The following is a 22,306-nucleotide window of genomic DNA, read 5'->3' on the forward strand; positions in this document are numbered from 1 at the left end:
CTATTATGTGCCTATTTACAGATCATCTTTTCAAGAATCATCTTGTCTGTTTCTAGCATACCTTGTGATCCAATTTCGGCTACATTTGCAATGGTTTTTTCTACATCTTGGTCAATAATCCCATCGGTGTCACCAATACAAACATTGTCAATTGCTAGAAGGGCAAGCTGAATCGCTTGGTTCACAGCTGCAGATATCTTTAAAGAACAGCCTAGTTTGGCTCCATCACAAATCATTCCAGTAAGTCCCCCTGCCATGTTTTGTATTGCTGCTTCTATTTGGCTACAGTTTCCGCCCATAAGATACGTGATTCCTGCACTTGCTCCTGTACCAGCAACCATGGCCCCACAAAGTGCACTCAATCGTCCAAGTTTTGACTTAATGTGGATGGTTATAAGGTTACTTAATGCCAAAGCACGGATCATCTTTTCCTCGTTTTTCATCAAACGGTCTGCAACAGCGATAACAGGCAACATGGCAGTGATCCCTTGGTTTCCAGAGCCTGTTGTGGTCATCACAGGAAGTGTACAACCTGCCATACGTGCATCGGATGCAGCACATGCTTTACTTTGTGCATAGTTGATAAGACCAGGAGATAGAATACCCTTTTCTACGTTCTCCATGACCTTTTTACCTACTTGCAAACCGTATTCGTGGGTTAGCCCCTCTTTTGATACGGCTAAGTTCATCTCAACCGCTTCACGTAAGAATTGAATCTCTTCAAAAGGAATAGAGACCGTAAATTCTAGTATTTTCTTAATGGTGAGGTTTAGGTCGTTCTTTGACTCTTCCGCGTGATCTATATTTGAAGTATCCTCAAGTACAGAGACTACTTCGTCGTTAATCTTAAGCTCATAAAAAGCGGTATGATCTTTTTTTATGATAGCAGATGCTTTTCTATCACCAGCATAACAAAGGCTCTCAATATATAGCATTTCGCTTGTCTCTTTTTGCTCTACAGCGACTTTTTGCTGTTCAACAAAGAGTTTTGCTTTTTCTGTGTTTTCTGGAGATACATCGGCAAGTACTTCTAATTTTTTTTCAGAAATTCCGCCCATCGCACCCATGGCTGCAGCAATAGGAATTCCTCTCATTCCTGTTCCTGGGATACCTACACCCATTGCATTTTTAAGAATGTTACGACTCACTTTAATGACGATGTTTGTAGGGTCTTCTCCAAGGAGTTCAGCTGCTTTGGCAGTAGCCAGTGCTACTGCAATTGGCTCTGTGCACCCCATTGCTGGAACTACTTCTGATTTAAGCAGTTCAAGTATCTGTTTTTGGTATTGTCTGTCCATATGAAATAGTTGTCCAAGTGTTTGATCAAAAATAGTCAATGCAATGTTAACTATCGTTGTATTTTCTCACTATTATAACTTATTTATAGTGAATTAACAGGATTTGAAGCCTTGTTTATTAGGATTGGTTTCATTTGTTTTCTTTTAGAGATGAGAGTATCTTTGTTACGAGGTTTGTATGGTAGAAACCTATAAATTATCTTCCAAATATTAAAGATATGCGTTTAAAGAATATATTCATATTGTGTTTTCTCTGTGCTGTGATGTTTGCTTGTGAACCAGATACTCCACCAGGAATTATACCGAAAGATAAGATGGAGAAAGTATTGGTGGATATACATCTTGCTAATGGTATCTATCACTCCAAATATGAGTTAAAGAAAAATTATAAGAATTTTGATAAAGATCTCTATTTTGCTGTATTACGTAAATATGATATTACCGATTCGATCTTAGTTCGGTCGATCTTTTATTATAGTGAGCAATCTGGGGAGTTAAATTCTATCTATGATAATGTGATGAATGACCTTAAAATGCGTAATGAGAACGTGGTTCAAGAGATCGAACAGATGCCTGATTCTTTGAAAAAAAATATTGATATGGGATTAGAGCTTGAGGGAGAACCTAATAGGGAACGTTTAGAACGTGCAAGAAGATGAGAAGGATTTCGGCACACTACATCTATCTAGGCGATGGATCTATATTAAAGTATGGAATTCTGACAGTTTCTGATGATGGAACAGTCCTGTCTATAGAAGACACAAAAGGAGTTATGAAGGAGTCTGCAAAGGTTGAATTCTATCCTGGTATCTTGATCCCGGGTATGGTTAATGCTCATTGTCATCTAGAGTTAACTCATGCAAAAGGATGTATCCCTCGCAATTTAGAGCTGTCTGGGTTTCTGAAAAATGTGATCTCCTTGCCTGATGTGGATTCTGATAAGAGAAGCGCAATGATGGGCGCAGCCGATCGAATGATGTATGAGAGTGGGATATCGGTTGTAGGTGATATCTCTAATGGGGATAGTTCTTTTGACACCAAGCAAAAGAGTAAAATCTATTATCACACCTTCGTGGAAGCTTTAGGCCTTGATTCGTCAAAAGCAGAAGGATCTTTCTCTTATGTTCGTACCGTATATGACGAAGCATTAAATCGTGGATTAAGTGCGTCTATTGTACCGCATGCACCCTATTCAGTGTCAAGAGAATTGATGTCTATGATTAATCAGTTTGATGCGAACAGCATTGTTACTATTCATAATCAAGAGTCTGATTCGGAAAATGATCTTTTTATTAGAGGAGAGGGGAAAATGGCAACGCATCTAACTCATAATATTGGGTTTGATATGTCTGAGTTCCCAGTGTTGAGGCATAGTAGTATTCATTATCATGGATCGATGATCGATAAGTCACACACTCTTCTTTTGGTTCATAATACTTTCATGAGTAGAGAGGACCTAGATTTTATACTTAATTTACGAGAGGGGGCTAAAACAACTTTTGTCTTGTGTCCAAAATCAAATATCTATATTGAAGGGTCTCTTCCAAATATTGAGATGTTTCGTGATGAAGTGGTCTCTTTGGCTATTGGTACTGATAGTTTGTCCTCTAACGATACACTCTCTATGATGGAAGAGATAAAAGTTATTCAAAACAACTTTCCCGATATTTCGTTAAATGAATTGGTGCAGATGGCCACATCGAATGGTGCGAAGGCATTGTTGTTAGAGGAACAGTATGGTACGATTGCCGTTGGTAAAAAGCCAGGAATTGTTCTTCTAAAAGATGTAGATCTTAAAAACCATCGTTTAAGAGCTACAAGTAATAGTATACGAATTATTTGAATCTTTAATAAGTTTATTATGGCAACTTTTCTTTTTGATAAAGTAATATTTGGTCCAATTAAAAGTCGACGTCTTGGGGTCTCTTTAGGAGTGAACCTTCTTCCTACTGACCAAAAGTTGTGTTCTTTTGATTGTATTTATTGTGAGTGTGGATGGAATCCCAAACATCGTGAAAGTAAGCCAATCATTCCAACGGTTCAAGAGGTATCGGAAAAACTAGAGGCACAACTGATAAAGATGGTTGAGGAGAAAGAACTTCCTGATGTCATTACTTTTGCTGGAAATGGAGAACCTACGTTGCATCCAAATTTTGATAAGATTATAGATATAACCATTGCTTTAAGAGATCGCTTTTGTCCTAAAGCCAAAGTTGCTGTCTTGTCTAACAGTACAAAGATTACGAGTAAAAAGGTTGTTGAGGCGTTGAAAAAAGTGGATGATAATATTATGAAATTGGACGGAGGTACCAATGAAATAATAGATGCCATTGATCAGCCAGTTGGGGAGTTTGATGTCCACAATATGGTAAAGTTGCTCAAACAATTTGATGGGGATCTTATCGTTCAAACTCTGTTTATGAGAGGTTCTTATAATGGAGTCTCTGTAGATAATACAACCCGTGAAGAGATTGACGCATGGATTGAATGTATTAAAGAGATACATCCAAGACAAGTGATGATATACTCTTTGGATAGAGATACCCCTGCAGAGGGGCTTATTAAAGTGGAACTAGACGAATTAAAAGAAATAGCATCTTATATTGTGGAGAAGATCCCTAACGACATAAAGATTTCTGCAAATTGATCTTTAAATAGAAGTCCATATATAAAGAAAGAGGGTTTCCTTGTTGGATAACCCTCTTTTTATTTATAAAACTACGTCGTTTATACGATGTTATTTTCTTTCCGTTTTTACTTTCTTTGTTTCTGGACGGAACTTATTTCTTAAGGTCACCTGATGTATTAAAGAAGAGGCAACTTGATGAAATGCATTGGATGTAGGAGTGTTTTCTGTATTTGAAATAGGCTCTCCGTTATCCCCACCTTCACGAATGCCTTGTACAATAGGTATCTCACCTAAAAATGGGATTTTAAGTTCTTTGGCAATGTTTTTCCCGCCATCTTTACCAAAAATGTAATATTTGTTTTCTGGTAGTTCTTCTGGCGTAAACCAAGCCATATTCTCAACAAGACCAATGACAGGGACATCGATTGATTTAGAGGTAAACATATTTACTCCTTTTACTACATCTGCTAGTGCTACATCTTGAGGTGTTGTTACAATAACAGCTCCTGTTACTGCCACTGTTTGTACTAGCGATAAGTGGATGTCAGAGGTTCCTGGAGGAAGGTCAATAAGAAGATAGTCTAATGCACCCCAATCTCCCTCTTTTATCAATTGTTTTAACGCATTGGATGCCATAGGTCCTCTCCATACAGTTGCTTCGTTTTTATTTACAAAGAAACCAATAGAAAGAAGTTTTACTCCATACTTTTCGATCGGAACAATCATTTCTCTACCATCTATAACATTGGCAACAGGTCTGGCATCTTCACAACCAAACATCTTAGGAATTGAAGGACCAAAAATATCGGCATCGATTAGACCAACCTTTTTCCCTTGTTTGGCTAATGAAACTGCGATATTCGAAGCGACAGTTGATTTACCTACTCCTCCTTTTCCTGATGAGATCGCAAGAATATTCTCTACATTTGGTAGGACCGGTGCCTCCATGCGATGCATGGCTTTAGGGGTGATTTTTATATCGTAACCTTCGCCCAAAGCATCCTCTATTGCTTGACCACAAGCCTGTCCAATGGTTTGAATATATGGATCATTGTCTTTTTGAAATACAAGAGTAAACGAAATGCGATTCCCCGCAATACGAATCTCTTGCACCATATCCATTTGAACGATATTCTCCTTCTGATTTGGATAAGAAACAGCAGTTAATATTGTTGTGATATCCTTAGGTGTAACAGCCATAATATGAATTTTTATATGGGCAATCTAGTTTGTTAATTAAACGAATGAATGATTGCCATAAGGAATGTATTTGATATCACAAAGATAAATAAAAGACAGCAAAGTCTTTCTTATCTTGTATAATAAAAATGATAGACTATATAAATGTAGATTCCTGTCTATTATTAGGTCTATCATTGAAAAAGTATAGAATGGGGGTTTCTATCGATTCGTTCTGTTTGTGGAGATCGTAAAGCGATTAGTTCTTAAAGAGGATCCCTTGTTGTCTATTGCATAATGAAATTATGAATAACTGTCTCTTATGTTTACGATGATTTGTCTTTTTACCTTCTTTTAATAGATAAAGAAGGGAACAGTTTAAAATGATATAATACTAAGTAATTAAATTATGTATAATAATATTTGGGTGATAATTTGATTGTTGCTCATCCGCTTAAACTGTTTTAAGCATAATGGCTAAGTCTTAATATTATAAAATAGATGAGAATAAAAGTGTAGTGTGGTGATTATTAGAAGATAATGTGGATATCACTTTTTGAAGACAAAAAAGGGAGACAAGTAATTGTCTCCCCACCCCTTAGAAACGCAATGCTTAATTTTGAACACTTTTCATATGTTAATACTCATAAGAGAAAAAGGTTCCCATAAAAAATGAATATTTTTTTATTTTTTTAATCTTATGTAATATAAAAGAAGAAAAAAATGAATTCGAACTACCAACTAAAGTAGTTCGAATGTCATAAAGGGTGGGTGATTTACAAGTCATATTATGATAATAACTGTCTTGTTGCAATGAAAAGTGTACAACTTTCCTATTTGTGTATCAGGTGCTTTTAATAATTACACGCATTAGTTTTTATTAACAATAATAGATTTATTTTAAGTAAACAGATTGATTATAAGAAGTTAAAAGATACTTTTTAGGATCTCTTTCGTATTATCAGCCAAACCATAAGTATATAAGTGGAGGGATGGGACATTATTTTTTACAAGTTCTTTAGCTTGTAGTATTGCCCATTCTGTTCCTACCCTTAATGCATCATCATTAGTTTTACAACGTTGTAACTCTTTGGCAAGCGGTTCAGGAAGATCTAAACTAAATATTCTTGGAATTAATGAGAAGTGCACTTTCTTAGATAGGGGTTTGATCCCTGGAATAATTGGTACCGTGATCCCAATTGCTCGACATTTATCAACAAAGTCAAAGTATTTTTGATTATCAAAAAACATCTGGGTAACAATATAGTCTGCCCCAGCATCCACTTTTCTTTTTACATTGTCTAGATCGAAGTTTAAATTTGGAGCCTCAAAGTGTTTCTCTGGATACCCTGCTACTCCTACACAAAAATCTAGACATGTTTTGTTTTTGATGTCTGGGTCTATATATTTTCCTGTACTGATATCAGATATTTGATGCACTAGATCGACAGCATATTTATGTCCATCTTCTTGAGGCTTGAATAGATTTTCTGTTCGAAGGCTATCTCCTCTTAATGCTAGAATGTTTTTTATCCCAAGGAAGTGAAGATCTAAAAGCATGTTTTCGGTCTCCTCTTTTGAATAACCAGCACAAAGTACATGTGGAACAACTGGAACCCCATATTTGTGTTGTATTGCAGCTGCAATGGCTACGGTCCCTGGTCGTTTGCGTACTGTCTTCTTTTCGAATACCCCAGTTTTGATCTCTTTATATTCTATCTCGTCACGATGGGTTGTAAGGTTGATATATTGAGGGTTGAATTCCAACAACTCTTCAATAGTATGATATAGTCTTGAAGCATCTTGCCCCTTTAAAGGAGGCAAGAGTTCAAATGAAAATAATGTTTTATTACTTTGGTTTATCTTCTCAATAATCTTCATGTCATGGATGTAAATGTGTTGTACTTACTAGCCATGCAATCATCCTAGTAGGAGTGTTATTTAAACAGTGATTTTATCTGTTTAGATGCTTTATTAACTTCCTTCTCTACCTTTGTTACAGGTTTATTAAAGTGGAAGCAATAATCTAATGTGTACATAGTACAAAGTCCTAGAATGAATGCAATAGCTAAATTTCTTGTCTCTTTTTTCATTTGTAGTTTATGTTTGTTGATAAAAGTTTTTCAGTATCAAATAAACATAAATCTTTTTGTTTTGCATAACAACTAACTTGGTCTTTCTCAATATTTCCTAATGTAAAGTATTTTGCTTCTGGATTTGCAAAGTATAGTCCACTTACAGAGGCTTTTGGATTCATCACAAAGTTACTTGTTAGTTGTATTTTGGCGTGTTTCTCCGCATCTAATAGTCGGAATATAGTTTTCTTTTCAGAGTGTTCTGGGCAAGCTGGATATCCTATGGCAGGCCTAATTCCTACATATTTTGCTTGATGAATTTCTGTCATCGTAAGATTTTCGTTTTCAGCATATCCCCAAATGTTTTTTCGAACAATAAGGTGTACATATTCTGCTAAGGATTCAGCCAAGCGGTCTGTAAGTGTCTCAAGTAGAATTGCATTATAGTCGTCATTTTGTTGACGATACTGCTCGCAATATTGATCTACTCCATCCCCTGTTGTGACAGCAAATGCACCAATATAGTCCTCTTTGTTAGAGGAGATAAAATCGGAGAGAGATAAGTTCGGCTTTCCTTTGGCCTGTACTTTTTGTTGACGAAGAAAATATAAAGTGTCTAACTTTTCTGTTCTAGTCTCATTCCAAACATTTACCGCGTTCTCTTTTTTCGTAACAGGCCATATCCCTACAACAGCTTTTGGTTTTATCCACTGGTTGTCATGGATCTTTTTAAGCATATCCAAAGCATCGTGGTATAGCTTCGTCGCTTCTTCTCCTCTTTCTGGATGATCTAAAATGGAAGGGAAGTGCCCCTTGATCTCCCAAGCATGGAAGAAGAAACTCCAATCGATGTAGGGGTATAGTGTAGAGACTTCAATGTCATCTATTGGAATGACACCAAGCTTGTTTGGAATACTTATTTTTTGCTCATCAACTTCTAGACTGTTTCTATTTGCCTCCTCGAAAGAGATTGCTTTATGGTCTTTATTTTGGTACTGTGTTTTTACTAAGTCGTAATCTTTTCTTATCTCATCTAAAAAGTATTGGTCTTTTGCAACAATCTTTTTGGCAACAGGAACTGTTTGTGATGCATCTTTTGAGTGAATTACAGGGGCACTATATTGTGGTGCAATTTTTACTGCGGTATGTATTTTTGATGTAGTGGCTCCTCCGATAAGAACAGGAATTTTAAGTCCTTTTCGTTCTAATTCGGAGACTACATGAATCATCTCGTCTAACGATGGGGTGATCAATCCACTTAGTCCAATCATATCTACATTGTTTGCAATGGCTTGTTCAATAATGACTTCAGCCTTTACCATAACTCCAAGATCTATCACATCGAAGTTGTTACATGACAGAACAACCCCAACAATATTCTTCCCTATATCATGAACATCTCCTTTTACTGTGGCTAGCAGTACTTTGGGCTTTTGGTTGTTCTTTCTATTTTGTGAAAGGAGCTCTTTCTCTATGAATGGAGTCAACCAAGCTACAGATTTTTTCATTACTCGCGCTGATTTTATTACCTGAGGTAAGAACATCTTTCCATCCCCAAATAGTTGACCAACACGATTCATGCCATTCATTAGTGGTCCTTCAATAATGTCTAATTTGGAATCATACTGAAGACAAATCTCCTCTAAATCTTCCTCTATATATTCTGTGATTCCTTTTACGAGTGAATATGTTAACCTCTCAGAAACACTCTCTTCTCTCCATAACTCTACTTGAATGTTTTCATTTGATTTATTTTGAACTGTTTGTGCATACTCTATGAGCTCTTCTGTTGCATCTTTAGTCTTGTTAAATACAAGATTTTCTACCTTGATAAGAAGGTCTTCAGGTATCTCATCATAAATTTGAAGCATGCTTGGGTTTACAATTCCCATGTCCATTCCTGCATTAATAGCATGAAAAAGGAAAACAGAATGAATGGCTTCTCTGACGACATTATTACCTCTAAAAGAGAAAGAAATATTGGATACTCCCCCACTCACTTTAGCATATGGTAGATTTTTTTTGATCCATGCTACTGTTTTAATAAAGTCAATAGCATATTCGTTATGCTCTTCCATTCCTGTACCGATGGTAAGTATATTCGGATCGAATATAATATCTTCAGGTGCAAACCCTACGTTGTCTACTAAGATGTTATAAGCTCTCTTGCATATGTCTATTTTATGCTGATAACTCGTGGCCTGTCCTGTTTCATCAAAAGCCATTACAACCACGGCAGCCCCATAGTATTTGATGGTTGTTGCATATTGAATGAATTGTTCTTCACCCTCTTTTAAACTGATCGAGTTAACAATACCTTTTCCTTGTATACATTGCAAACCAGCCTCAATAACTTCCCATTTTGAGGAGTCTATCATAATTGGTAAACGGGCGATCTCAGGTTCTGTCATCATTAGATTAAGAAAATGAATCATCTCTTGTTTTCCATCTAACATGGCATCATCTAGGTTGACATCAATTATTTGTGCACCACCTTCAACTTGATTTCTTGCTATAGATAGAGCTTCTTCGTATTTCTTCTCTCTAATGAGTCTCGCAAATTTTCTAGAACCAGCTACATTGGTACGTTCTCCAATATTGATAAAATTACTCTGGCTGTCAATCGTTAGTGTCTCTAATCCCGATAGTTTTAGTTTATGCTCTTTTTCATTCGGCGTATGAGGTTTTCTGTTTTTACATAGCAGTGATATATGCTTAATATGTTCAGGTGTTGTTCCACAGCAACCACCAACGATGTTTACCAACTCATTATCTATAAAAGGTAAAAGTTGTTTTTCCATTTCTGTCGGTGTCTCGTCGTACTCTCCTAACTCATTAGGTAGCCCGGCATTGGGATATACGATGATTGGAGTGGAGGATATTTTTGCTAACTCCTGGATATATGGTAGTAGTGCATGTGCCCCAAAAGAACAGTTGAGTCCTATTGCAGTAATAGGATGATGTTGAAGAGAGGTGACAAATGCACCAATATCTTGACCAGAAAGAGTCCTCCCTGATGCATCTGTGACTGTTCCTGAGACAATTATAGGTAATGTGATCCCTTTGTATTCTAGGGCATACCTGATTGCATGAAGGGCTGCTTTCGCATTTAGTGTATCAAAAATTGTCTCTACAATAAAAAGATCTACTCCTCCTTCGATCAGAGCAACTGCTTGTTCAAAATAAGCAGCTTTCATATCATTATAACTTACCGCTCTATATGCTGGGTTATTTACATCTGGAGACATTGACAATGTCTTATTTGTCGGGCCAATAGAACCTGCAATATATTTCTTCTCTTTAGGAAATTTACTTACCGCTCTTTTTGCAACTTCTACGGCTTTAATGTTTATTTCTCTGACGTAATCCTCTAGATGATAGTCTAATTGGGATATCTTATTGGCATTAAAGGTATTTGTCTCAATAATATCAGCCCCTGCTTGTAAAAAGGATTCGTGTATTGCCTGAATCACTTCAGGTTGGGTAATACTTAAAATGTCGTTGTTACCCTTAATGTTGTGAGGATGATCTTGAAATTCCTCTCCTTTATACGCAACTTCGTCCAATTCATATTGCTGGATCATGGTACCCATGGCACCATCTAAAATAAGTATCTTATCTTTAAGCTTTTGATCTATAGTGCTATTCATCTCGAATAAGTTGTAATGTTTAGGTATAACACGCTATATACTCTTGTGGAAGAATATCGTGTGAGACAGTTTGAAACTTTGATTTGTGACCTACTTGCCTAGTAGGTAGAAATGTAGATATAGAAAGATTTAGCGCATGCTGCGCATACGCCTATTAGAAGAGTTATTCTGTTTTGAAAGAAATCGTATGACCAGATACTGTTTCATGATCTTTTTTAATCTTATCTATAGTTTTGAATGATTACAATTATAGTTGTTTTTCTTTTAAATCACAATATATTAATGGTTATTAGTTCTGAATAACCAATTGTTAACCGTTTCGTAATATTTAGAGGTTTATTTGTTATATATTATCCTTAAGTTTTTATACTTTTTACAATAATTTACTTTGAATAACGAATACCCATGTCTGTTACCTTTTTAAATCATCTGTTATTAGGTTGTAATATTCTTATTGCAATAGTGCTTTTATTGGCTGTACATTATCTTTTGAAAAAGTGTAATTATAAAATTAAAGACCAGTCGAATCCGGATGTTATGAATATATCAGTAATTATTGCACATGACATCCGCACTCCTATCTCGTCTTCAGTTTCAATGCTTGAAATCATGGAATACGAGGAGCTGTCTTCTTCTGAAAAAGTCGAAATGATTCAAAATATGAGGAAGCAACTAGAAAAAACAGAGCTTCTTGTGGATGATATGTTGAATTGGATGAATATGAATAGTGGATTGATAATGATTGATTTGAAGCGATTGGATGTGGTTTCTATATTAAAAAGTTATGTCGACTCATTAGAAGCATATAAACCCCTGAATAAAAATGTTTGCTTGATGTTTGAATCAAAGATGGATACTCTATGGGCTAATGTGGATAAGAGAGTTATTGAGACTATTTGTCGTAATCTTGTAATGAATTCTTTAAAGTTTGTCTCAAATGATGGTCATGTTTATGTAACAGTAAAAGAACTGAAAGGCAGTTGGCAGCTTGAGGTCTTGGATGATGGAATGGGGATGAGTGAAAATCAGGCTAAAGCATTAATGAACTTAAATAATACACAGGTTCGTTGTGCAGAGAATGGCTCTCATGGAATTGGTTTGGGGTTAATAATATGTAGCTCTTTAATAAAACTATTAAAAGGTAAATTGACTATAGAAACCTCTCTAGGAAAAGGGTCTTCCTTCATGGTTACTTTCCCATTGGATCAAGTCTAAATAGGTTGAGATCAGTTTTAATGCTCATATAAAGCTTTTGCAGTATTCTAATGGCTAAAGGTTTTTTCTCTTTCTGGTAACATTCAGTAGTCTATTATTGTCTGTGAGAATTATTTGATCTTTTATGAGTCGATTGCTTATTTATTTAAACATAGTTCAAACTCTTGGATATGAAAATAGGATGCCCAAAAAGAACATCCTATTCTCTACTTTATGTTAGGGGGATATTTATCCACACTTTGATGAACCACAATCTTTACATATTAAGCACCCCTCTTGGTAAATGACATTTGTAGATTTACAGGATGTACATGTTGCTCCTGATTTGGTTCCATTTGGAATATATTTCTTTAAAGCACGTGAGACTCCTACTTTCCAAGAATTGATTGTCTCATTATCGAATTGAAGACTAGATACAAGATCAACAACATTGGTTATAGGCATACCATGTCTCAAGACGCTAGAAATGAGTTTAGCATAATTCCAGAACTCTGGATTGAATTTATGAGATAATCCTTCTATTGTTGTTTTTATTCCTCTTTTATTCGAATATTGGAAGTCATATCTACTATTTCCACTTTCATCTTTATTCTTGATGATCAAGCCAGATGTAATTACTCTAGGAATTAATAGACCGTCTTCGTCATCAAGAAGTCCTGTAAATATTTCATAAGGAACTCCATCGATAAGTCCAATAAAAGCAATCCACTTCTCTTTGTTGTTTTGAAAACGAACCACATCGGCAATCAACTCCTTTGGTCTCTGCTTTGGCTTTTCAACTACACTCTTTTCTTTCGGCTTAGCTGAAACCAGGACACCTGAACGTGATCCATCACGATAAACAGTAATTCCTTTGCATCCGCTTTCCCATGCTGTAAAATATAATTTACTTACTAGTTCTTCAGTTGCGTCTGCTGGTAAATTGATGGTTACTGAGATAGAATGGTCAACATATTTCTGCATAAGACCTTGCATACGAACTTTCTCTACCCAATCTACATCATTAGAGGTCGCTTTGTGATAAGGTGATTTTGTAATGAGCTCATCTAACTCTTCAGAGCTATATTTCTTAGATGTATCGATGTTGTTAATTTTCATCCACTCTAAGAACTTATGGTGGAAAACAATATACTCTTCGAAAGAGTCTCCTACTTCGTCAACATAGTCTATCTGTACGTTCTTATCATTAGGATTAACTTTTCTACGACGCTTGTATACAGGCATAAATACAGGTTCGATACCTGAAGTTGTCTGAGTCATTAAACTCGTTGTACCAGTAGGTGCTATTGTTAATAAAGCAATGTTACGACGACCATATTTTTCAAGATTTTCAGCGAACTCTGGAGAATCAGCTTTAATTCTTGAGATAAAAGGGTTTTGTACCTCTCTTTGGGGTTCATAAATAGAGAATGCACCTCTCTCTTTTGCTAGTTCAGTAGAACCTAAGTAAGCGTTTATTGCTAGTGTTCTTTGTACTTCTACTGCAAAATCAGTGGCATTTTCAGATCCATATTTAAGATTCATTGCTGCTAACATATCTCCTTCTGCAGTAATCCCAATACCTGTACGTCTACCTTCTTCTGCTTTTCTTTTAATGTTAATCCAAAGAGTCTTTTCTGTTCTTTTAACTTCTTCACTTTCTGGATCTAGATCAATCTTCTGAATAATAGCATCGATTTTTTCTAATTCAAGATCAATGATATCATCCATTAATCTTTGTGCATATCTAACATGTTGAGTAAACAACTTAAAGTTAAACTTTGCATTTGGAGTGAATGGATTTTCTACGTAGGAGTATAGATTAATCGCTAGTAGTCTACAACTATCGTATGGGCAAAGAGGAATCTCTCCACATGGGTTTGTTGAGACTGTTTTATACCCCAAGTCGCTATAACAATCAGGGATAGATTCTTTTATGATGGTATCCCAAAATAGAATTCCTGGTTCTGCCGATTTCCATGCATTATGAACAATCTTATTCCAAAGGTCTACAGGATTCGTTTGTTTTGTAAAAGTAGGTTGTTTCGATTCAATTGGATATTGCTGAACATATGGAGTGTTTGTTCGAACAGATTCCATAAAATCATCATGTATTTTAACCGATACATTTGCTCCTGTTATTCGTCCTTCAGTCATCTTAGCATCAATGAAACTTTCAGAGTCTGGGTGTTTGACAGATACTGATAGCATCAATGCTCCTCTTCGTCCATCTTGAGCAACCTCTCTTGTAGAGTTAGAGAAACGCTCCATGAATGGAACAATACCTGTGGATGTCAACGCAGAGTTCTTAACTGGAGATCCAGATGGTCTGATCTGTGACAGATCATGACCAACTCCTCCTCTTCTTTTCATCAATTGGACTTGTTCTTGATCCACTTTCATAATTCCACCATATGAGTCTGATGGCCCTGTTTCTCCAATAACAAAACAGTTTGATAGGGATGCAATCTGATATTTATTTCCAATACCAGTCATTGGTCCTCCTTGTGGAACTAAATATTTAAATCCTTTCATAAGATCAAAAATTTGTTCCTCAGACATTGGGTTTGGATACTTACTCTCTATTCTAGAGATCTCGGCAGCCAAACGTTTGTGCATATCATTGGGATTCTGTTCGTAGATATTCCCAAATGAATCTTTTAGAGCATATTTGTTAACCCAAACACGTGCAGCAAGATCATCACCATTGAAGTATTCTAAAGATGATTGATAAGCTTCTTCGTTTGTAAATGTTTTTTTGGACGTCATAGATTTTTTTACGTCAATATCTCTCAATTCCATGATGAAAAGTTAAGAATTCTGTTATATTAATGCTACGATTGCAACGTTGAAAAGTGCGTATGCTTATCTTTTCTGAATTTGCGTCGCAAGGTACATTAAAAATACAATTGAGAGATAAGTTTTGTTTTCATTTTTTAAAAAAGTTATCAACTATGACGCTTTAAATAATTGATATTTAATGTATTAAAGTATTGATAAAAATGAAAAGTTTACAAAAAATGAAATTTATGGGAAAAATCAGTCTAATTCTTTTGAAATATTATTCAAAAGAATTAACTTATTAGAGACCTAAAAAGAAAGAATAACTATTACAAATGATTATGTATTATAATATCGGTAGAGCCTGTGTTTTCCTTAACGTATTGTATACATCTTTTGGATGCATTGTTTAAAATATCTTCATCTGTAAGAAGTTGGTAAAGTAATGCTTCTACTTCCAACTGACTATTTGCAGGAAATGCTGATTTTAACTTAATTAAGTCTAATGCTTCTTTAAATTTTGAATGTTTTGGGCCAAAAATTATAGGTGCACCGTATGTTGCTGCTTCCAATATATTGTGAATGCTTTTACCAAAACCACCCCCAACATAGGCTATATCAGCGTATTTGTATAGACTAGTAAGGTATCCATACCCATCAGCAATGACAATATCGTAGTCAGATGGATTTGAATTTTTTAGATTGCTAAAGGTTATGGACTTCTTCTGAATTTTTGATTCAAGTTCTGCTGTATGAGTATTACTCACTTCATGAGGTGCAATAATCCACTTTGTCCCTTCAGATTGATTTATATAGTGTAATAAGACCTTTTCATCTTCTGGCCACGTACTCCCGCATACGACAAGTTTGTCATTTCCTTTAAACTGTTCAATAGAATCAATTTTTTCTGCTTGAGTAGCAATATCGTGAACACGATCAAAACGTGTGTCACCGAGAACAGATACATTTTTGATATTAATACCTTCGAGTAATTCCTTAGACACTTCATTTTGAACATAGAGGTGAGTAAAGTTCTTAAGAATATCTGCATACCATTTACCATAATGCTTAAAAAACACTTGACTTGGTCTGAAAATTCCCGATACTAGATATGTTTCAATTTTCTGTTTATGTAGTTCACTTAAAAAGTAATTCCAAAATTCATACTTTATAAAAAAGGCCATTTCCACATGAACAGTTTCAAGAAACCTTTGAGCGTTATTTTGGGTGTCGAGAGGCAAGTATACGACCACATCTGCTGATGAGAAGTCTTTTCTTACTTCGTACCCAGAAGGGGAGAAAAATGTGATTATAATCTTCTTTGCTGGGTCCTTCCTCTTAATTCTCTCTATTAACGGGCGGCCTTGCTCAAACTCTCCTAGAGAAGCACAATGGAACCATATATATGAGCTGTTCTTATCGATCTTATTGTTTAGAGTAGACCAAACTTCATCTCTTCCTTGTATCCATTTTTTTGCTTTTGGATTCCATAAAGATGCTATTTTGATAAGATAATAGTAAAGATGAATGCTTAAATTGTAGAAGAATTTCATTTTGTTCTAATATATAACTTGAAATCTATGCCTTGTTAATTTATTTTGTTTTAATTGTTTAGTTCATACCCTTCATCAATGAGAAGATTTTGATCTAATGCTGCATTAACAGCTAGTCGGTCGCAGTTTTCATTTTCGATATTGTCTGCATGTCCTTTGACCCAAATCAATTTTACGTGATGTTTAGAATATATTTTAAGGAATCGCTTCCATAAATCTGGATTCTTTTTATCCTTAAAATTCTTCTTGACCCAACCGAATACCCATTTTTTCTCAATAGAGTCTACAACGTACTTTGAATCTGAATACACTACCACATGAACTCCATCTTTTTTTAGCGCTTCTAGCCCCTTTATCACAGCTAGCAGTTCCATACGGTTGTTGGTAGTCAATCTAAATCCTTCAGACATCTCTTTACGATGTTGTTTGTATATCATAATGGTTCCATATCCCCCAGGACCTGGATTTCCTCTAGATGCACCATCCGTATAGATGACTACTACCTCTTTTTGATTCATAATGTAAACGTATAATTGGCACCAAACACCGTTTCAATTGTAATTGCAACATGGCAAATTTAATACAATGAGAATAAATATAATAGGTTTTGCAATTCATTCTATTGTTAAACACTCTTTTTACTATCAATAATGATAAAGAATTTTAAGGATTCTCTATTTTCATATCATTAATATCGAATACCGTCTACTCTTCTTCCAGCCACTGTATATTCCTTCTTATTTGTTTTAGTCCAGCTCTAGCAATAGGACTGGATTGGAAACGTTTTTTGAATGAACCATTAGTTGTATCATCCCAATAGTTTTTAGTGAATATATCTTCTTTAATCATAGGATCAAATGCATCTATGTTTGTTGGTTTTGCTTTTTTGATATTCCAAGGACATACATCTTGACAGATATCACAACCATAAATTCTGTTACTCATTTTACCTTTTATTTCAATTGGCTTTTCGTCTCCTCTATACTCAATAGTTGCATGTGAAAGACATCTGTTCGCATCTATTGTTTTGGGTGAAATTATGGCATCTGTGGGGCATGCATCAATGCACTTAGTACAGTTCCCACAATAATTTTTCGTTTGGGGGGTATCATTAATAAGTTCTTTATTAATGATAAGTTCTCCAATAAAGACAAATGAACCATGATTTGGAGATATGAGGTTGCTGTTCTTTCCAATCCATCCAAGTCCAGATTCGACTGCCCAAACTCTATCTAATACTGGTGCTGAATCAACAAAAGCCCTCCCTTTAACATCAGGAAACCTATCTTGTATATATTCTAATAGATTTCCAATCATTGACTTCATGATGTAATGATAGTCTTTACCGTATGCATATTTCGATATGACCCACTGATCCTTCTTCTCCAGATTATTTTTTGGAAAATAATTTAATAGTACAGAGATAACTGTTTCAGCCCCCTCTTCAAGAAGAGATGGGTTCACTCTTTTTTCAAGATGATTTGCCATATATTTCATGCTGGCATTTTTCCCTTCGTAGAGCCATTTCTCAAGTCTAGTTTTATGCTCGGAAAGCTCTCTCACCTTTGAGAACCCACAATCGGTAAATCCAATCTCTATAGCATGTCGGCGAATCTCTTCTGTAATTTTATTTAATGAATCTGATTTCACAATCTTAAGCTCCTTATTTGTGGGTAAAAATACTCAAAATAACTTCCTTTTTAATATTGAACCGATTCTTTAGAATTTTTGTTTAAGCTTAAAAACAATATGAAAAGAATCTACGGAGTTTGGTTTTCCATGTTATTAGTTTCATTTGTAATATTAATAACATTTCCATTAGAACTTCATTTTGATGAAGCTCAGTATTGGAGTTGGGCCGAAAGGTTACAAGCTTCTTATTATTCTAAGCCCCCTTTGATCGCATACCTTAACTATATTTCAACATCAATTTTAGGAAAGACAGAGATCGCTGTACGTCTTTGGTCTTGGTTATTTGCGAACCTAACTTCATTGTTATTTTATAGGTGGGTTCTGTTTCTAACCTCAGACAAAAAACGAACATTGAAGGCATTATGCCTGTACTACTTCTTTCCACACTACTGGTATACCGTAATTTTCTTCACTACCGATGTATTGCTTTTATTCTTTTATATGGGAGCCATCTTATTTATTACTAAAATATCAAAGAATGATAGATTAAGATATTGGGTTATATTAGGCATCTTTGCAGGTTTAGGTGTTTTATCTAAATATGCGATGATTGCTGGATTACTGCCATTGTCTTTTATTTTATTGTCGGGAAATCGGTTTAGTAAAATACATGTGTTAATTTTTCTATGTATCACTCTGATGGGCTGTATCCCGATTTTATTGTGGGCATCGTCTAATGATTTTATATCCTTCAAGCATTTATTAGGACTGACTGTTTCTGGTAGAGAATTTAGTGTCTTACGTTCTTTTAGAAATCTTTTTGAGTTCTTAGGTGGGCAATTAGTTTTATTAGGTGGTCTTCTTTTTATTCCGATATTTAAAGGGATATCCAAATGCTTGAAAGAGGAGACACTTTTATTTAAACTGGTTCTTTTACCGTATCTATTAGTCATTTTAATGTTCTCCGTTTTATCCTTTACAAGACATAGTGCTTCTCATATTAATTGGACCCTATTCATTGTTTGTCCTATGCCTTTGATTTTACTTTTAGGAATAGAACAGATTAAGAATAAACAATGGATATATTTATCAATCATCTTTACCACTTTTAGCTACCTACTTCTTTTTGATGGATTATATCAAGGTGATAATTCGTTACTTGCTAAAACAGTCCCTATTAATAAAGTTACAAGACGACTTGTCGGATGGAATGAATTAAATGAGAAGTTAGAGGAAGTTACAATGGATAGTAAACATATTGTGATTGTTTGTTCTCATTATAGTATCTTTTCCGAACTCTGTTTTTATGGAAGTAAAAAGTATGACTTAATTTATTATAATCCTTCTTGTAGAATGAATCAATATGATCTTTGGATGGAACCTACTTATGATTTTTATAAAGGATGGGATGCATATATTATAAGTGAACATAAATCTATTAAATGTTATAAAGATCATTTTTTAAATATGGATTCAATATCCACTTTTAAATACGAAAATCAAGCTTATCAAGGTAAATCATTCTATTTATATAAAGTGTCAGGGATCAATTTTACGAACATTAATAAAAGTAAATACTAAAATATCAGGTCATTAAAATCATCTTAGTTGTAATTATATTGTATAAAGTGTTACTAATAGAAAGCTATCTATTTTATAAAGAACATAAGTTCTTTGTGGGCTAGTTTCATAAAATAAATATGAAGTAAAGAACAAAAGGGGAATCATATGTTTTCAAACTTTTATTACAATATAAATACATTAACCATTAGTGTAAATGATATTCTATGGAAATTACAGGATGATTACGATAGAGTAAATGGGGATATACGAGTAGATGAGTTGACTAAAGAGATCACTACTTTAATTGGTAAGGTCGAACAGATTGACCAAGTCTTAAAATCTATCGTCTCAGAACGTAAGTCAATCATAGAAGAAGAATTTGAGGCAAATTATTTAAAATTAATTGCTTTTTATAATGAGTTCTGCTTGAGTAACCTGAAAGAGTCAGGTGATGTTTTTTTTAAAGATGTTTTTTGTCATAACAAGAAATGGGAACAACTTTATCCTTTTATGATCACTACTATAGGGCGTGTGTTATCATCTTATGATTCAATTATTGATATAAAAGAGATATTTGAACGTAATGGGATTGTTGAGAAACAAGTTTTGTCTTTAAAAACACAGTTTGTACTCGTGAAAGAGCAAAGAAGTAAGTTATTGGCTGAATCGGGGATTCATGATATTGAGATTGAACGATATGATAAGATGATTTTGAAACTTATTGAATGTCTTCACATCGTGAAACAATATGAAATGGAAAAGTTAAACTGTCGAATTGCTTAAACTCTTGAATACTCCTCCTAAAACTTTTACTAAGAAACACGATTTATAACTGTAGATATTTATTTTTGTAGAGAAATAAATCTAATAATAGAATATCATGGTTATTAAAGATCAGATTAAAGCCTTAAGTGGACGTCTTGAAGCGTTAAGGAGGTATCTTTGACATCGATCATAGATTGATGCAATTAGAAGAAGAAGAGCTTAAGACGCAAGATCCATCATTTTGGGAAGATTCAAAAAAAGCGGAACTTCAAATGAAGCAGATTCGAGAAATCAAGCAATGGACTGATGCTTTTGCAAATGTAAAACAAATTCAAGGAGATCTTGAAGTACTATTCGAGTTCTTCGAATTAGGTGATGCTTCAGAAGATGAGGTTCAAGAACAATATGATCTAGCCATAGAAGCCATAGAAGCCTTAGAAGTGAAAAATATGCTTCGAAGAGAAGAAGACAAGCTAGGAGCTGTTTTAAAGATCAATGCGGGTGCTGGTGGTACCGAGGCAAATGATTGGGCAGATATGCTAATGAGAATGTATATTCGTTATGCTGAAAAGAGTGGATATAAAGTTCGTGAAGCTTCTTTTGTACCTGGTGAGGATGCTGGGATTAAAAGTGTTACTCTTGAGATAGAAGGCGATTTTGCATATGGTTATCTGAAAAGTGAGAATGGAGTTCATCGATTGGTTCGTATTTCTCCTTTTAATGCTCAAGGGAAAAGACAAACATCTTTTACCTCTGTTTTTGTTTCTCCTTTAGTGGATGATACGATTGAGATTGAGGTAAATCCTGGAGATATTACATGGGAAACATTCCGATCTGGTGGCGCTGGTGGACAGAATGTGAATAAGGTAGAAACAGGCGTACGTTTACGACATGCTCCTACTGGAATTATTATTGAAAACACCGAATCTAGATCTCAATTACAAAACAAAGAGAACGCAATGCGTCTTTTGAAATCCCAACTTTATGAGATGGAGATCCGTAAGAGGCGTGAAAAAGAGATGGAACTTGAAAGCAATAAGAAGGCTATTGAGTGGGGATCGCAAATACGTTCTTATGTTATGCAACCATACAAAATGGTGAAAGATGTCCGTACTGGTCATGAGACTGGTAACGTACAGGCTGTTCTTGATGGTGATCTTGATGGCTTTGTTAAATCATATTTAATGGAGTTTTCTGGAAAGCAAGATTAAAAGACTATAAAGATTATAGGATGGGCATAAATGATGTTCATCCTATAATGTTGTTAACAAATAATCTAAAATATCTATTGGAGATTCTGCCACCATTAGAGGATTTGCTTCCTTCAATATCTCTGTATTATTCATACCCCAGGATACTGCTATAAAGTCAATATTCGCTTCTATACAGGCTTTCCCATCTCTATATTCATCACCAATGTATATGACATCTTTGTTGGAGATTTTACTTTTAGATAGAAATCTTTTCAAACACCATTTTTTGTTAAGAATTGAAGCATCGAAATCTTTATATTTAAAATAATCTAGTTCATAGTTTGTTAAAAGCTCTTTTACAGCATATTCACCATTACTTGTTATAATTCCTAATTCATAGAATTGGTTTAATTCATTTAATAGCTCTGGAATACCTTCAAAAGGTTTAACAGAATGAATTTTCTCTTGAAAAAGCTTTTTCATATCTGCGATGAAAAAAGGCAATTGGAACCACGATAGCTTTAGAACATCAAATAGGAAGTCCTTTGCTGGCATATCTCGATATTTCTCCCAATCTTCATGCATCTTAAACCTATATTTAAGAGCCAATTGATTACTACATTCATAGTATGCAGATTGTGTGTCGAATAGGGTTCCGTCAAAGTCAAAAAGTATCACTTTCTTAGTCATGTGATTTTAAATATCTATATCAAGTTTATGATAATAGCTCAATTGAACTAGCGTTATTAATGAAAACTATCTACAAGATACCTATTTTTAGTTTTGACTAAATT

16 protein-coding genes are annotated in these 22,306 nt (G+C 34.8%); 7 read left to right on the plus strand and 9 right to left on the minus strand.

Going from position 1 to position 22,306, the window contains the following annotated elements; all coding sequences use genetic code 11:
* Window positions 1-11: 11 nt before the first annotated feature.
* Entirely contained in the window at window positions 12-1,298 is a 1,287-nt protein-coding gene (locus K4L44_16860; GenBank protein QZE14171.1) for an L-serine ammonia-lyase, iron-sulfur-dependent, subunit alpha, read from the minus strand.
* A 218-nt stretch (window positions 1,299-1,516) separates the two neighbouring features.
* Here K4L44_16860 and K4L44_16865 point away from each other — a divergent pair, with 218 nt between their 5' ends.
* Genes K4L44_16865 through K4L44_16875 form a run of 3 tightly spaced genes read left to right on the plus strand, consistent with a single transcriptional unit; the run spans window position 1,517 to window position 3,945 of the window.
* Window positions 1,517-1,957 (plus strand): DUF4296 domain-containing protein, encoded by a 441-nt coding sequence (locus K4L44_16865; GenBank protein QZE14172.1) that lies wholly within the window; start codon window positions 1,517-1,519, stop codon window positions 1,955-1,957.
* Window positions 1,954-3,141: an amidohydrolase family protein gene (locus tag K4L44_16870; GenBank protein QZE14173.1), complete on the plus strand. Its 1,188-nt coding sequence runs from the start codon at window positions 1,954-1,956 to the stop codon at window positions 3,139-3,141. The genes K4L44_16865 and K4L44_16870 overlap by 4 nt, the downstream gene beginning before the upstream one ends.
* An 18-nt stretch (window positions 3,142-3,159) precedes the next feature.
* Window positions 3,160-3,945, plus strand: a complete 786-nt coding sequence (locus K4L44_16875; GenBank protein ID QZE14174.1) for a radical SAM protein — start codon at window positions 3,160-3,162, stop codon at window positions 3,943-3,945.
* Window positions 3,946-4,035: 90 nt separating this feature from the next.
* On the opposite strand, the gene K4L44_16880 is transcribed toward K4L44_16875, so the two are convergent.
* The 3 genes from K4L44_16880 to metH all read right to left on the minus strand — a co-directional run bounded on the left by K4L44_16880 (window position 4,036) and on the right by metH (window position 10,831).
* Complete coding sequence (locus K4L44_16880) at window positions 4,036-5,127, minus strand: Mrp/NBP35 family ATP-binding protein (protein ID QZE14175.1); 1,092 nt, start codon at window positions 5,125-5,127, stop codon at window positions 4,036-4,038.
* Between the two features lie 906 nt (window positions 5,128-6,033).
* Entirely contained in the window at window positions 6,034-6,987 is a 954-nt protein-coding gene (gene metF, locus K4L44_16885; GenBank protein QZE14176.1) for a methylenetetrahydrofolate reductase [NAD(P)H], read from the minus strand.
* A 208-nt stretch (window positions 6,988-7,195) separates the two neighbouring features.
* A complete protein-coding gene (gene metH, locus K4L44_16890; GenBank protein QZE14177.1) occupies window positions 7,196-10,831 on the minus strand; it encodes a methionine synthase in 3,636 nt (1,211 codons plus the stop codon).
* A gap of 537 nt (window positions 10,832-11,368) precedes the next feature.
* Here metH and K4L44_16895 point away from each other — a divergent pair.
* Window positions 11,369-12,046, plus strand: a complete 678-nt coding sequence (locus K4L44_16895) for a HAMP domain-containing histidine kinase (GenBank protein QZE14178.1) — start codon at window positions 11,369-11,371, stop codon at window positions 12,044-12,046.
* A 228-nt stretch (window positions 12,047-12,274) separates the two neighbouring features.
* Here the strand turns inward: K4L44_16895 and K4L44_16900 are convergent, their stop codons facing one another.
* The 4 genes from K4L44_16900 to queG form a co-directional block, all read right to left on the minus strand.
* On the minus strand, window positions 12,275-14,827 hold the full coding sequence (locus K4L44_16900; protein ID QZE14179.1) for an adenosylcobalamin-dependent ribonucleoside-diphosphate reductase: 2,553 nt from the start codon (window positions 14,825-14,827) through the stop codon (window positions 12,275-12,277).
* A gap of 308 nt (window positions 14,828-15,135) precedes the next feature.
* Window positions 15,136-16,359, minus strand: coding sequence for a 3-deoxy-D-manno-octulosonic acid transferase (locus K4L44_16905; protein QZE14180.1), 1,224 nt, complete (start codon window positions 16,357-16,359; stop codon window positions 15,136-15,138).
* 50 nt (window positions 16,360-16,409) lie between these two features.
* A complete protein-coding gene (gene rnhA, locus K4L44_16910) occupies window positions 16,410-16,877 on the minus strand; it encodes a ribonuclease HI (protein QZE14181.1) in 468 nt (155 codons plus the stop codon).
* Between the two features lie 187 nt (window positions 16,878-17,064).
* The gene (gene queG, locus K4L44_16915; GenBank protein QZE14182.1) at window positions 17,065-18,009 is read right to left on the minus strand and encodes a tRNA epoxyqueuosine(34) reductase QueG; all 945 of its coding nucleotides are present in this window, start codon (window positions 18,007-18,009) and stop codon (window positions 17,065-17,067) included.
* Between the two features lie 99 nt (window positions 18,010-18,108).
* Between queG and K4L44_16920 the strand changes: the two genes are divergently transcribed.
* From K4L44_16920 to prfB, 3 genes are all read left to right on the plus strand, one after another.
* Complete coding sequence (locus tag K4L44_16920) at window positions 18,109-19,572, plus strand: glycosyltransferase family 39 protein (protein ID QZE14183.1); 1,464 nt, start codon at window positions 18,109-18,111, stop codon at window positions 19,570-19,572.
* A 147-nt stretch (window positions 19,573-19,719) separates the two neighbouring features.
* A complete protein-coding gene (locus K4L44_16925; GenBank protein QZE14184.1) occupies window positions 19,720-20,337 on the plus strand; it encodes a hypothetical protein in 618 nt (205 codons plus the stop codon).
* Between the two features lie 97 nt (window positions 20,338-20,434).
* Window positions 20,435-21,530 (plus strand): peptide chain release factor 2 gene (prfB, locus tag K4L44_16930; GenBank protein QZE14185.1). Its coding sequence is split into 2 segments (ribosomal slippage): window positions 20,435-20,497 and window positions 20,499-21,530, totalling 1,095 coding nucleotides; the frame shifts between segments, so codons are not numbered across the junction.
* 42 nt (window positions 21,531-21,572) lie between these two features.
* On the opposite strand, the gene K4L44_16935 is transcribed toward prfB, so the two are convergent.
* A complete protein-coding gene (locus K4L44_16935; protein ID QZE14186.1) occupies window positions 21,573-22,202 on the minus strand; it encodes an HAD hydrolase-like protein in 630 nt (209 codons plus the stop codon).
* Window positions 22,203-22,306: the final 104 nt, after the last annotated feature.

Source organism: Prolixibacteraceae bacterium, from assembly GCA_019720755.1.
Classification (GTDB): domain Bacteria; phylum Bacteroidota; class Bacteroidia; order Bacteroidales; family Prolixibacteraceae; genus Halosquirtibacter; species Halosquirtibacter laminarini.

Coding starts and splice junctions, on each gene's coding strand:
- K4L44_16870 (QZE14173.1), top strand. CDS start 1,954: ATGAGAAGGATTTCGGCACACTACATCTATCTAGGCGATGGATCTATA.
- K4L44_16865 (QZE14172.1), top strand. CDS start 1,517: ATGCGTTTAAAGAATATATTCATATTGTGTTTTCTCTGTGCTGTGATG.
- K4L44_16875 (QZE14174.1), top strand. CDS start 3,160: ATGGCAACTTTTCTTTTTGATAAAGTAATATTTGGTCCAATTAAAAGT.
- K4L44_16905 (QZE14180.1), bottom strand. CDS start 16,359: ATGAAATTCTTCTACAATTTAAGCATTCATCTTTACTATTATCTTATC.
- metF (QZE14176.1), bottom strand. CDS start 6,987: ATGAAGATTATTGAGAAGATAAACCAAAGTAATAAAACATTATTTTCA.
- K4L44_16925 (QZE14184.1), top strand. CDS start 19,720: ATGTTTTCAAACTTTTATTACAATATAAATACATTAACCATTAGTGTA.
- K4L44_16880 (QZE14175.1), bottom strand. CDS start 5,127: ATGGCTGTTACACCTAAGGATATCACAACAATATTAACTGCTGTTTCT.
- K4L44_16920 (QZE14183.1), top strand. CDS start 18,109: ATGAAAAGAATCTACGGAGTTTGGTTTTCCATGTTATTAGTTTCATTT.
- K4L44_16935 (QZE14186.1), bottom strand. CDS start 22,202: ATGACTAAGAAAGTGATACTTTTTGACTTTGACGGAACCCTATTCGAC.
- K4L44_16860 (QZE14171.1), bottom strand. CDS start 1,298: ATGGACAGACAATACCAAAAACAGATACTTGAACTGCTTAAATCAGAA.
- K4L44_16900 (QZE14179.1), bottom strand. CDS start 14,827: ATGGAATTGAGAGATATTGACGTAAAAAAATCTATGACGTCCAAAAAA.
- K4L44_16895 (QZE14178.1), top strand. CDS start 11,369: ATGAATATATCAGTAATTATTGCACATGACATCCGCACTCCTATCTCG.
- metH (QZE14177.1), bottom strand. CDS start 10,831: ATGAATAGCACTATAGATCAAAAGCTTAAAGATAAGATACTTATTTTA.
- rnhA (QZE14181.1), bottom strand. CDS start 16,877: ATGAATCAAAAAGAGGTAGTAGTCATCTATACGGATGGTGCATCTAGA.